The sequence below is a fragment of the Kribbella sp. genome, from assembly GCF_035687465.1.
Lineage (GTDB): Bacteria > Actinomycetota > Actinomycetes > Propionibacteriales > Kribbellaceae > Kribbella.
The window spans coordinates 23,602-35,779 of sequence record NZ_DASRXP010000291.1 but is presented as its reverse complement, the minus strand read 5'-3'; the positions used below and the strand labels follow the sequence as shown (position 1 = coordinate 35,779).

Sequence of the window (12,178 nt, the reverse complement as noted above, 5' to 3'; positions counted from 1 at the left end):
TGGAGCCGGTGCTGGGGCAGGAGCGGCGGGTGCGGGAGCTGGAGCTGGAGCTGCGGGTGCCGGCGCGGGAGCTGCGGGTGCCGGCGAGACCGGTGGCGAGGAGGCCGGAGACGATGGTGGGGGAACCGGACTCGCGGGGGTGGGGACGATTCCGAAGCCACCGGTAGCACTCCCACCTGGATCTCTACCCACTCCCAGTCTGCCGGGGACGGTACCGGTTGGCGGCGTTCCCCTTCCGCCGTTGGGCAGCGGGCTGACACCAGTCGGACAGATGCTCGGCTCCGGCGGCAAGGCAAAGTTGCCGGGATTAGGTGGACTTGGCAGCGGCGGCCTAGGTGGCGGTGGTGGCGGAGGCCTCCCGGGTGGCGGCCTGGCGGGCGGCAAGCCGGGGGCCAGTCTCCCCTCTGCGGGCGAGCAAGCCATCCCACGGGCAGGTGAGCAACTGACCTCACCACAGCAAGCTGCTACCGGCCGCCCTCCGGCCGCACCGGGCGCGCCCGGGCAACCTGGCACGACCGGGCCCGCCAGTGGCAGCAGCACACCACCTCCGATGATGCCGCCGGGCGGGATGGGCGCCGCGGGTGCGGGCGGTAGCGCCGGGAGAACTGGAGCCGGCGCCATCCGTCCAGGCGGGCGTGGACGCAGCCGCCAGACCGGTGATACGCCGGGGGTCCCGGCGGGACTGCGAGGCAAGGCAGGCCAGGCCGGCGCTTTCCCCTCAGCGCCGGCGAGCATCAGGCGGCGTCAGGAGAAAGATCAGGACGCTGAGACACTCCAACTGCTCGACGAGGAACTCTGGACGGTCGAGGAGAACGCCTCCTCCGTGCCGAAGCAAGTACGCCGACTGGCCAACTGAGCGATCTCGCCGCCTTCGCGGCTGGGCCAACTGAAGACCCGGCTTGGACAAAGTCCAAGCCGGGTCTTCGGCTTCTGGCCGGTGGGTCAGGAGACGGGTTTCGTGGCTGCGACCGGGTCGAGGCCACTGCCCTGCGGGATGCGGGCCACCAACTGGGACGGAAGCCGGACCGGTGTGACACCTCCATAGCCCAGCGCCTCGAGGACCTTCGGGTCGGCGAGTGGATAGGCGCGGCCCATGTCAGTCACCACCGACACCGTCCCGACCGGAGCCTGGTCCGACGGCATTGCTTCGACCACCGCTGCTGCTCCCGGCGCGATCACGATCCGGTCCGCGAGAGCGGTCCCGAGCTTGCCGCGCCGGGCCGTGACAGAGGCCGCATCCCGAGCCGGCATGGCGACGTCCACGGAGATCGTCGGAACTCGAGTCCCCGGCGCGTAGGTGGCGCAGACGGTGCCGAGGCCGTCGTGCGGGGCCACGAACTCTGGCCGGCTGCGCGGTGCCTGTCCCTCGTCGGCCGTGATCGCGGGCTGCTCGGCCCGCCCGAGGGAAAGCAGGCTGAGCTCGATCGCGGTCGGTGCCTTGCCTCCGTACGCCGCGCTCAGCGGCTGGTACGCGCGCTGGATGTCGAACTGCAGGTCGGAGATGGGCTGCAGCCGGTCCTTGGTGGCCAGATAGTGCTGCGTTCCTCCACCGGAGGTCCGAACCACGAACAACTGCCCGACCCGCGTTCCGGGCCGGTCGGGCACCGCCTTGGACGGTTTGCCGAGATCCGCGGGTTTGATCGGCGCGATCGGCTGGCCGTCGGGGAGCGCCGCGATGAACGCTGCTCCGACCCGCGCCCAGGGCTCGGAGGCGAGGGCAAGCCCGACCGTGGTGGTGTCCGACTTCTGGATGCGGTGGCGATAGCCCCTTCTGATCAGGTACTGGTCCTGCGACTCGATCACCTCGACGAGCATCGCGGTGTCGTCCATGGACTGCTCAGCGGGCGGCTGCTGGCCGATCACCAGCACCGATTCGCTGGTCGACGCCCCGCTGGGGTCCAGGGCGGGTTCGGAGCAGAGCGTCCACCCACCTGGCAGCAGCCGATTCCGTGCCGGCAAAGCGTCCGGTGCATCCTCGATGCCGATGCGTGGTCCTCGTGGTACGCCGACCAGCGACCGCTGCGACACCCGCCGGGTCTCACCTTGCTTACCGAGGGCGAGCAGTGCGGAGACGTAGTTGGCCACCGGATGGAGGTGACCATCGACGTAGACGTAACGGGTCCCGGTCTCCTTCTCCACCACCACGACGCCACCCGCCTGCCAGGCCTTGCTCCCACCCGGCACGACCAAACCGTAAACGCCGGCTACGGCCAGCGCCAGAACGACGATCGCCACGCTCCCGAAGGCCGCGGCAAGAGGTCGTTTGAAGGGCGGCTGTTCCGGATCGGCCTCTCGTGTGACCAACGCCGAGACCATCCGCTGGACGGAGAACTGATGGGACTGCAGCTGATCCTTCCTGGTCGCCATCTCAGCCTCCCCAGCCCCGGACGACGCCGTACAGGCCCAGGACCGCCGCGGCCAGCGGGATGAGCGCCAGGGTGACCAGGATCTCGAGGATCTCGGCGTACCGGCTGAGATAGGGACTCGGACGCCGGGTGCTGTAGCGGAGCCCCAGGAATACTGCCAGGGCAGCGAAGAGCAGGACCAGCGGAGCGATCAGCAGGACCGGATCGGTGGACCACCTGGTGAGCGGTCCCAGCACCAGGCCGACTGCGCCGACCAGTCCCGGTATCAGCAGCAACAGCCGCTGCTTGACGATGGGGTACAGCCTCGCCCGGAGCAGGCATCCGACCGCCAGCAGGCAGGCCAGAATCGTTGCGGAACGCGTCGCCGACAGGACAAGGAGGACCTGACAGCTCGACAACACCACCATCAGCCCGAGCAGCATGCCGGTCAGCAGGCTGTCCGCCCGCACCACCGCGCTGTAGACCCTTCTGCGAGGCGGTTGTGGATCGTCGCGCACCAGGTCGGCCGTGGTCCGCGGCAGGATCGGCATCGGCAACCGGCCCAACCTGATGGCCATCGATGCGAGCAGCGGAGAGAAGGCGAACAAGAAGGTGCACAAAATCGCCGCGACATCCGCACCGCCGAGTGAATCCGAGGTGCCGATCCAGCCGCCGACGATGCCGAGGATCCCGGCACTGGCCGCGCCCGCGAACATGACCGTTCCGTCCACGACTCCCAGGTAGCACCCGACACCGACCAGCATCAGGGCCGCGGCGCCGACCAGAACTTGCGGCGCCCCGATCGCCGGCCAGACCGCGTCACCGGCCAGCAGCAGGCCGCCTCCCAGAGTGGCGAACGGAACCGCGATGCCACCGACGACGGCACCGGCACCTGAGTCTCCGACCACCCGCGCCAGCGTCACCCCGCCGGCGACGAGGACGATCGCGGTCACCAGCAACCATCCCGAGGGCTCGGACCACGGGGCACCGAGCCGGAGCACCGTGAACAGAACGACCAGCAAGGCCGCGACCGCACAGGTCAGACCGGCGACCCTGGTGTGCCAGGCAGACCAGATCACGCCGAGCCTCCCCGACCCGGAGGCGACGGCATCCATCAGGTCGTCGTACTCGAGCTCGGGCCACTCGAGCCGCTGCGGAACGAGGTGGAGAATCTCGCCGTCCTTGATCCGATGCGAGCCGAGGGTGCGGCCCAGAGTGAGCTCGGCCCCGTCAGCACGGCGTAGCACCCAGCCGCCGCCGGGCACGCCCTCATCGGCGAGGTGCTGGCCCGCCTTGGTCAGCACACCGGGCAGTACTTCGGCCACCGAGGCCTGCTCGGGCAGCGCGAGGTCGAGCCGGCGCTGAGGGGTGGCGATGGTGATCCGGAGTAGTCCAGTGATGTTCATTGCGGCCTTTCTTGCTCTCGACCGCCGAGCTCGGCACCCTCTTGGCCGGCCTCGGCTCTACCTAGGGCGGCGATCGGGAGCCGCCCTCGCCTTCACCTTCGGTGGCCGGTCCTCGGCGCAAGGGGCCGTGGCCTCTTTCGGTCATCGCCCGACCGCGGCGCGAGACCGATGCTGGACCGCTCCTGGACCGGACCGAGACCGCCGCGTCAGGTTCCTGCCGTGTCGACGGAATCGGTCACCGTGGAACCTACGATCAGGGCCGGAAGTCGATCGAGGAGGTGACGTGGGAACCGACGACGCACTACTGCTGCCGGTCGGACACGATCTCGGCGTGCTCTACCCGACGGCCGGGTCCGACCAGCGGCGCCAGCAGGTTCGGGTCGGTATCGACGTGATCGAGCTCGCGGACGCGGAGTTCGCGGTCTGGTTGCTTGCTCATGGCATCGATGATCAGGATCGCCCGACGCGTTCGTCCCTGACGGCCGCCGCCCAGCGGCTCGGGCTGGAGACAGCCCGCCTCGGGGCGACCCTGGATCGCTTCAGCGCGGACGGGCTGCTGGTCGAGGTGGAACCCGAAGGCGAGTCCGCGCTGGCATTCGCCGCGGAGCACCAGCTCTTCCCCTTGATGGTCGGGCTCGGTCCCGACGCCGAGCAGCCCTGGTTGCAGACGATCGGGCTGCTCCATCAGCCCGTGGTGCAGGTCTCCAGCGCGATCTATGACGTCTGGCGCTGGGCGCAACTGGCTCCCCAGCTGTGGACCGGTTGTCACGACGCCGCCGAAGCCGCGCGAAAGGCCGGGATCGAGAACCCGGAGGAGCTGGACCCCCGACAGGTACTGGCCGGCGTACTGCGCCAGGTCCACGGCCTGCTCTGTGCCCGGGCAGCCTACTTCGACCGTCGGAGGTTCCGATGAAGGGCGACGTCTTCCCGATCGGCCACTATGGCGGAGTCCGGACCACCGAGGACGAAGGCCCGGTCCATGTTGTCCGGGTCGGGTGGCACCAGCATCGGTTGAGCGAGGACGCCTTCGGTGTCTGGGTGTTGTCCCACGGCGTGGCCGAGACTGGCAAGGGCCACTGGACCGTGGACGACGTCGCCGGACAGGCGGAGGAAGCGGGCCTCACCGACGCCCGGGCACAGCTCGAAGATCTCGTCGCCAAGGGGGTCGTGGCAGGTGTTCCCGACAACCCTGTGCACGCGACACAGTTCGTCAGGTCGCATCGGATGGACGTGCTGTTCGTCGGCCTGGGCAACACGCCGGACCGGCCGGACGGACACGCTGTCGGCATACCAGGGATGGGGACCGCCGCCATCCTCGATCCGGACTGCTACGAGTTGTGGCAGTGGGGTTCGGTGGCGCCGACCCTGTGGCACAGCTGCGAGGTGCGGGCGACGGTCACCGCTGAGCTGGGACAGACGCTCGAGCCGGTCGATGTGCTCGGAGAGATCCTGGGCGACCTGCGGTACCTGATCACGCATGGCTGCGTCTATCTCGATGTCGCTGCGACGAGCTGAGCGGGAGTGCGAAGATGAGTACTGCGATGGCGACGATCCCTCTCACCGCGCTGGTACCCCGGGCCAGGGGGCCGGTGGCAACGGTCTACCTGATGGCACCGCCTGCCGGTGGCCGTACCGCGGTGCTGAAGGTGTATCCGCAGCCGCTGGACCGGCGCACGTTCAACGGCCTCGAGGTCGAGCAGGCAAAGCTCGCCGGGCTGCGGTCGACCGGCTCGATTCTGCTGGTCGACTCGATCGACGAACTCCCCGACGGCCGGAACGGGCTGCGGATGGAGTTCTGCCCGCAGTCGCTGCCGGATCTGGTCCGTGGCGGTCCGTTGCCGATCGCCGATGTCGTGATCCTCGGGCAGATCCTCGCCACCGTGCTGGCCGAGGCGCACGACCTCGGCCTGGTCCACGGCGGAATCACGCCGGCCAATGTGCTCGAGCGGGCCAGCGGTCAACCGGCCTTGGGCGACTTCGGCATCGCCCTGCGGTTGCGGTTTCCCCGTGACCTGATGGGCGACGCGGCGTACACGGCTCCCGAAGTACTGCGGGATGGTGAGCTGTCGGAGCAGGCTGACGTCTATGGACTCGGTGCAGTGCTCTACCTGGCTCTGACCGGGCATTCGCCCTTCCCTGCAAGGACTGGCGAGGCCGCGGACGATGTCGTACTGCGTGTCCTGCGCGAGCCGGTTCCCGCGGTGTCGGGCCGGGATGTTCCGGCGGCTTTGACCGCATTGCTGATGCGCATGATGGCCAAGGAGCCCGGTGATCGGCCGGACTCCGCCGAGGCGGTCCGCGAGTTGGAAGCGCTGCTCCTGTCGACGGACGAGCCCGAGAGCGACGACCTGGACTTCGACGACTTCAGCGACGAGCTTGCTGCCGCCCGGATCACCCAGGCCGCGCACCAGCCGCCACCACGCGCACCGATTGCCAAAACGTCCAAGAAGAAGGGCAAACGGCCCCGCAAGGAGCTGGTCATCTTGGGGGCTGCGACGATCGCGCTGCTGGCCGTCGTACCGGTACTGCTCCAGCCAGGCGACGACGGCACCGAGACGGAGCAGACCACGCCGGCGCTGACGCTGGAGCCGAGCCCTACCCCTTCACAGACAGCGATTCCGGCCGTGCAGTTGGAGCTGAAGCCGCCGCAGGACCACGGCACCTCGGTAGTGCTGCAATGGACCAGTTCCAAGCCGCTCAACTACGCGGTGTACGTCGCCGAGCAGGGCGGCAAGGGCGCGCAGACGAGCTACAAGGGCAGCGGTACCTCGTTGACGGTCAAGGTGAGCCCGGGCCTGAAGTACTGCTTTGAAGTACAGGGCACTGATGGCAACGCCATCTACACCAGCAAGCCGAAGGCGATCCGCGGCGCTACTTGTAAGAGCTGAAGAAGCTGCGCAGTTCCAGTGCGGCGAGTAGCCGGTCGATCCAGGGACGAGACCGCAGGCCCCGGCGTACCTCCCGCACACCCGCCCAGGCCTCCCTGCTGACCTCTCTGCTCGCCGGTGCACCTGACCACAACGCAGTGTCGACCGACCGCGCAACAGTGCCGAGACCTGCCCGGGCACGGTCGTCCGTAACGTCTGCAGCAGCCACAGCGAGATCCCGGACCGTCATGCCCGACGACACAGCGACGCCGTGCGCCCGCAGCCGATCCCGCGCCTCCGCCCACGCTCCGACGACCGCAGCACTGCCCGTACGCCGCCGACGCCGGAAAGCCCGGACAGTCTTCAGCAGCGGCACCCCGAACAACCACAGCGACAACAGAGCGGCTGATCCCACGAACACCCACAGCACAGGGATGTCGACGCCGCCCCAGGCCCGCCCGGAATCCTGCCCGGCAACGGGCGGCGCCACCTCGGGGTCCTCGATCTCATTGGCCGGCGGCACCTCAGCCCGCGCCTGGTCCGTCACATCCGCAGCACTACCCGGTACTACGGGCTTGCCTGCCTCAGCTTCTCCCGCAGGGTCCAGCGGCCACCACCCGACGCCTTCCACTGCAACCTCGGGCCAGGCCAAGGCATCACCGTTACGTACCGAGTACCAGCCGTCCGCATCAGGTTTCGCCGGTGCGCGGAATCCCACCACCAGCCGGGCAGGGATGCCGTTCAGCCGAGCCAGAGCGACATAGCCGGCCGCGAACTGCTCGCTGGTGCCGGGCTGACCGTCGACCAGGAAGCGCCTCAGCTGCGGCCAGCTGTGACCAGTGGGAAGCGGTGGGCTCACGGCCAGCTTGTACCGCTTCCGCATGTACGACTCCAACGCCAGCGCAGTGGCGAAGGTAGCCCGGCGATCGGCCAGCGCATCACCGGCCAGGTCAGTGACCTCGTTCGGCGCCGCTCCAAGGTCTCCCAGGCCACCAGGCGCTTCCGTGTCGACACCGGAGTGCAGCAGCAGCTTGGCGTCGACCGTCGGCTTCGACCAGGTCAGCTCGTACTTGTCGGGCGCCTCGGGAGCCAGCAGCGTGCCGCCGATCGGTTCCACCTGCGGCTCGACTGCACCGCTGACGGCCAACGGCAGCAGCTGTCCGGGCAGCCAGGGACCGGTGAGACCCTTCAGCTCGACCTGGGCGTGCTGGGTCGTCACCGGTACTCGCACGTCCGACCCGGGAGTCAGCTCCGACCCCAGCCGCAGGAACGGGTGGCTCGTCGTCCAGTTCGCCCCGTCGAAGTCATCCAGGGCGACCTGCCGCCACCGGTCGACCTGCCCCGGCGTCTGGTACCGGAACACCACGGTGTTCTTGTTCCGCGGGTCCAGCCGGCCGCCCAGCTCGTCCAACGGGCTGGTGAGCCGCGTACCGACAGCGGCCACGCTTTGCGTCTTCTGCAAGGTGTACGGCGACTGTCCGGCCGGGTCGATCGTGCTCACCACGAACCCGCCGACGATCGCCACCACAGTCAGCACCGCCGCAGCGACAAGCGGGGTCAGAGTGCCCGTACGCCGTGCTCGCTCGGCCCGACTGGTCATGTCCGGGGCCAGCAAGGCAGCCACCACAGCGCCGTACCCGAGTGCGGCCAGAACAGCGGTCAGACCGGTCAAGGCGAGATAGACCTGGCTGACTCCGACCACCGCCAGCGCAGGGAGAACGGCAACCAGTGGCGGCAGCCGGTCCAGCAACTCGATCCCCAACAGGCAGGCCAGGAGAACGAGCAGCGGGATGAAGAGCACGAGATCCGGATCCGGTCTGGCCGGCCAGGTCGACTCGAGCGTCAACTGCCAGGACGTCAGTCCGCGGCCCAACGCCCTGATGGATTCGGCCGTCGGCAGGCCGGCCATAGTCGTTGCCTGGAGCACCGTTTCGATCACGGCCAGGAGGCCACCGGCAATGATCAGCAGCGGACGCCAGGGCACCAGGCTCGGCCAGTAGCGGCACAGCTCGGTGACTGTGTAAGCCACCAGGCAGACCACGCCGACAGACAGGACCAGGGCGGACAGGCTGAAGACAGGACCGAAGCAAAGACCCGCCAGCAGGGCAGCGATCACCACGGCGATGGTCCGGCGGCGGGTGCTCACCCGATCACCCCGCTCCACTGCTGCAGTGCCTCGGTCGCGTCGCCGGCCAGGATCACCCGCGCACCAAGAATCGGCGCGACACCACGCACCGGACCGATACCGAGCACCGTCACCGAGCTGTAGCGGACCAGCAATGGCGCAAGATCACCCGCGGTCCCCCGCACGCCGGTTACGACCACGATCGCACCGCCACTGGACGCGCCCGAAGTGAGAGCCGGAGGCAACAGTGCAGCCCGATCATTGCTCTGCTTGGCGATACAGAGTTCGTCCAGGAACTGCCGCGAGGCCAGTGCCCCACCCGGAGCGGCCAGATCGGCACCGGCCGAGGTCAGCAACCGGCAGCGATGTCCCGCCATCGAAGCGGCGAACAGAATCGAAGCTGCCACCTCGACCGCGTCCTCGAAAGGTGCTTCCGGCAACGGTTCCGGCCGGGTGTCCAGCAATACGGTCAACCTGGGCTGGTCCGGGTCGACGTAGTCCCGCACCATCAGCTGCCCGGTGCGTGCCGTCGCCTTCCAGTGCAGGTGCCGCACCTCGTCGCCCACGACGTACGGGCGGATGTCGCGCAGATCGGCCGAGCCGCGCAGCGAGTCGTCCGCTGTCCGCCCGATGTGGTGGTGGCGCGGACGCCCGGCAACCACCGTGCGGGTCGGGTGCCGCTTCGGATGCACCCAGAGCGTCGCGACCTCACCGGTGGCGACGCTGTTCCGCGCAAGCCCGAGCGGATCGCGCCGCTCCAAGGTCAACGGGCCGACCGCGATCCGCCCGCGTCGCGAGGTCGGCAACTCATACCGGTACGTCGCTTCGCTGTCGGGCCCAACTCGTCGGATCCGGACCTGCTGTCGTTCCTCACCGGCCGAATCGTGAGCGGCGAACGCAGGCTGCCAGCGCTTACTGGTGTTCCGCACCCGCAGCGTGGCCAACGCCGGTCGCCCACGTTCCACCCGGTCGGGTGAGAGCTCCCGTCGGACGGAGACCTGCGGTTGTCGCACGGTCAGTGCCGTCGCGGCGATCACCGCTCCGGCGCCGAGGCCGGCGAGTGCGCGGAAGAACGGATACCCCGCCCACTCGCCGATCACGTAAGCGACGATCGATGCCACCAGCACCGACACGCCACGTCCGGTCAGTCGCATCTCACCCGTCCGGCCAGGTGATGGTGTTCGACGTGATGTCAACGCCCGGCCCGGTAACGGTCACGTAGATCCGCTGACCAACCGCTGAGTTGTGGAACTTGGGGGTGGACACCCTGCCGTTCGCATCCGCTTCGAGCTGATAGCCAGGAGCGTGCATCTCGCCCCGGCCGCTGGCGAACGCGCGGAAGGTATAGGTGACACCCGGCGTCAGGTTCCGAGCGTTGAGCTGGATGTAGGCGCAGCCCGATTCGCCTTCCGGGCAGTCGGAGTCCACCTTGTCGACTGCGGCCCCGTGACTGATTTGCAGCGTCGCTGGGGGCGCCTCGGGCGAGGCTGAGCCTGTTGCGGGGGCGCTGGTCAGTTGGCGGCCGTCGGAGGTCTTCGTGACGGCCCGGACTTGGAAGGTGTAACTCTGCCCGTTGGTCAGGCCGGTCCACCGGTAGCTGGTTGACGAAACGTTTCTGGCGGTGCCGCCCTGGGTGACCGTGTAGCGGACCAGAGTCCCGCCGTTCAGGTCCGGCCGTTTCCACGACAGGGTCACCGCTCGGGTCACACCGGTCGCCTTCAGCCCGCCCGGCGCATCGGCGACCGCGCCAAGAGTGATCCGTGCGGACGACACACCTGTTCCGCTGCCGACGCGGTTCGCCGCACGAACTGTGAAGACGTACGACTGCCCGTTCGTCAGCCCGGTCACCGTGACGTTGCGGGCGGATCCGCCGAGGGAGCGGCTTCCACCTGTCCACGTCACGACGTACGAGGTGACTGGCGCTCCGTTGGGGGCGGCGGCACCCCAGTTGACGACGGCCGACTTGTCGCCGGCCTTGGCGGAAACGCTGCCTGGAGCGCCGGGTTTGCTCGCCTGGACCGTCGGCTTCTCCGTCGGCGTCGGCTCGGACGGCTTCCTCGTCGGCTCCGGTTTGTCCGGCCGGTCCGGTTCCGGCGGATCGTCGGTCTCCGGCGGATCGGCAGGCTCGGACGGCTTGTCCTCGGGCTTGGTGGTCGGCTTCGTCGTCGGCTGGGTCGGCTCGCTGGGCGGTGGGGTGGTCTTCTCCGTCGGCTCTGTCGGCGTCGGGGTGACCTCGTCGCCGGGTTTGTCGACCGGTCCGGCCACCTCGACCTCGGTGACATCGCCGTTGCCCTCGACAACCATCACGTGCTCGCCTGCCTGGCTGTCGACGTACAGGCGGGAGTCGCCGCCCCGGAACAACCCGGGACGGTCCTGCGGACCGGTCTTCGCCTGCTTCGACGGCGGCGGGATCTTGCGCAGGGTGCGCTCGTCGCCGTTGCGGTCCAGCGTCACCAGGGTGTCGTTGGTGGCATCGATCAGCGCGAGACCGTTGCCCGACGAGGCGATCTGCTCGTACTTGCCCGGCCGGAGCTTCTTGACCACCGGCGGCGCCGCAGGCTTGCCGCTGGTCAGCGGGGTGGCGTCCACCAACTGCAGCAACAGCTTGTCAGGGTTGATCATCGCGACCCGGCCCGCCACGTCGTTCGGCGCCACGAGCGAGGCCGGCGCGACGTCCAACTGGGCGAACGACACCGCGCGGCCGAGACCGTCGCTGTCGATCGAGCGCAGTTCCTTCGCTGTCGTGTCGACGAACACTGGCTGGTCGCCGACCAGCGTCAGCGCACCTGTGTGCCCGGCTGAAAGCTTCGCCGCACAGGCAAGCCGGTCGGCCTGCAACGGCAACTGGCAGATCTCGCCAGTGTTGATCCGGTGCACCCAAAGCGTGCCGGTCGAAGTCACTACTGGTTGCCCGAGCGCGCTGTCGACGGATTCGAGGGCCGGGTTCTCACCGAACCGCTGGATCTTCCCCGCCTGCCGATAGACCGCGTACGCCGCGCCCGCGGCCTCCAGCCCGACGGGTCGCTCGGCAGCGGGCGCCGGCAGTGGGTCGGCGACCTGCAGGTCTGACTTGCCGAACTCGATCGTGCTGCCCTCGGCCAGTACGAAGCCGCTCTTGTCGGTCTGCACCACCTGGGAACCAGGGGTGGCGCCGGGGACCGGCACCTGGCCGTCGATGTTCTTGGTGCCGCCGTCGATGTGGAAGACGGTGCCCAGAGTGCTGTTGTAGATCAGGTGACCTGACTGGATGAACTTCATCCCGGCCGGCGTGCTGCCCGCTCCGGTCACGGCGAAAGCGGTCACTGTCATGCAGACGGCGACCACGGCTGCCAGCGCTGCTCGGGCGCGCCGATCCCCGGCAGCAGCCGCGCGGCGGTGACGGCGGGTGATGCGACCAATCAGCTCAGTGACACGCTTCACGAGGTTCACCGTAGA

General features: G+C 68.9%; 9 protein-coding genes. 4 read left to right on the top strand and 5 right to left on the bottom strand.

From position 1 onward, the window contains the following. The first annotated feature begins 550 nt into the window (after positions 1-550). A complete protein-coding gene (locus VFG33_RS14715; RefSeq protein ID WP_325026631.1) occupies positions 551-856 on the top strand; it encodes a hypothetical protein in 306 nt (101 codons plus the stop codon). Positions 857-942: 86 nt separating this feature from the next. On the opposite strand, the gene eccB is transcribed toward VFG33_RS14715, so the two are convergent. Together eccB and eccD are read right to left on the bottom strand one after the other, a co-directional pair. Beyond that, positions 943-2,367, bottom strand: coding sequence for a type VII secretion protein EccB (gene eccB / locus VFG33_RS14710; protein ID WP_325026629.1), 1,425 nt, complete (start codon positions 2,365-2,367; stop codon positions 943-945). Position 2,368: 1 nt separating this feature from the next. Then, complete coding sequence (gene eccD / locus VFG33_RS14705) at positions 2,369-3,751, bottom strand: type VII secretion integral membrane protein EccD (RefSeq protein WP_325026627.1); 1,383 nt, start codon at positions 3,749-3,751, stop codon at positions 2,369-2,371. Positions 3,752-4,034: 283 nt separating this feature from the next. Here eccD and VFG33_RS14700 point away from each other — a divergent pair, with 283 nt between their 5' ends. The 3 genes from VFG33_RS14700 to VFG33_RS14690 are packed head-to-tail and all read left to right on the top strand — an operon-like array spanning position 4,035 to position 6,639. Then, positions 4,035-4,664: a hypothetical protein gene (locus VFG33_RS14700; protein WP_325026625.1), complete on the top strand. Its 630-nt coding sequence runs from the start codon at positions 4,035-4,037 to the stop codon at positions 4,662-4,664. Next, on the top strand, positions 4,661-5,266 hold the full coding sequence (locus tag VFG33_RS14695; protein ID WP_325026623.1) for a hypothetical protein: 606 nt from the start codon (positions 4,661-4,663) through the stop codon (positions 5,264-5,266). The genes VFG33_RS14700 and VFG33_RS14695 overlap by 4 nt, the downstream gene beginning before the upstream one ends. A 26-nt stretch (positions 5,267-5,292) precedes the next feature. Next, positions 5,293-6,639 carry a serine/threonine protein kinase gene (locus tag VFG33_RS14690; protein ID WP_325026621.1) on the top strand — a complete coding sequence of 449 codons (1,347 nt, stop codon included), beginning with the start codon at positions 5,293-5,295 and terminating at the stop codon, positions 6,637-6,639. Here VFG33_RS14690 and VFG33_RS14685 read toward each other — a convergent pair. From VFG33_RS14685 to VFG33_RS14675, 3 genes are read right to left on the bottom strand one after another with little or no spacing between them, the layout of a single operon-like run. Continuing rightward, on the bottom strand, positions 6,623-8,764 hold the full coding sequence (locus tag VFG33_RS14685) for a transglutaminase TgpA family protein (RefSeq protein WP_325026619.1): 2,142 nt from the start codon (positions 8,762-8,764) through the stop codon (positions 6,623-6,625). The two genes, VFG33_RS14690 and VFG33_RS14685, sit on opposite strands and share 17 nt — an antisense overlap. Beyond that, the gene (locus VFG33_RS14680) at positions 8,761-9,897 is read right to left on the bottom strand and encodes a DUF58 domain-containing protein (RefSeq protein ID WP_325026618.1); all 1,137 of its coding nucleotides are present in this window, start codon (positions 9,895-9,897) and stop codon (positions 8,761-8,763) included. Before VFG33_RS14680 ends, VFG33_RS14685 begins: the two co-directional genes overlap by 4 nt. Before the next feature lies 1 nt (position 9,898). Further along, entirely contained in the window at positions 9,899-12,163 is a 2,265-nt protein-coding gene (locus VFG33_RS14675; RefSeq protein WP_325026616.1) for a fibronectin type III domain-containing protein, read from the bottom strand. Between the last annotated feature and the right edge of the window lie 15 nt (positions 12,164-12,178).

Excerpts from the sequence above, each read along its gene's own strand:
- eccB (WP_325026629.1), bottom strand. The coding sequence starts at position 2,367 with ATGGCGACCAGGAAGGATCAGCTGCAGTCCCATCAGTTCTCCGTCCAG.
- VFG33_RS14690 (WP_325026621.1), top strand. The coding sequence starts at position 5,293 with ATGGCGACGATCCCTCTCACCGCGCTGGTACCCCGGGCCAGGGGGCCG.
- VFG33_RS14715 (WP_325026631.1), top strand. The coding sequence starts at position 551 with ATGATGCCGCCGGGCGGGATGGGCGCCGCGGGTGCGGGCGGTAGCGCC.
- VFG33_RS14680 (WP_325026618.1), bottom strand. The coding sequence starts at position 9,897 with ATGCGACTGACCGGACGTGGCGTGTCGGTGCTGGTGGCATCGATCGTC.
- eccD (WP_325026627.1), bottom strand. The coding sequence starts at position 3,751 with ATGAACATCACTGGACTACTCCGGATCACCATCGCCACCCCTCAGCGC.
- VFG33_RS14695 (WP_325026623.1), top strand. The coding sequence starts at position 4,661 with ATGAAGGGCGACGTCTTCCCGATCGGCCACTATGGCGGAGTCCGGACC.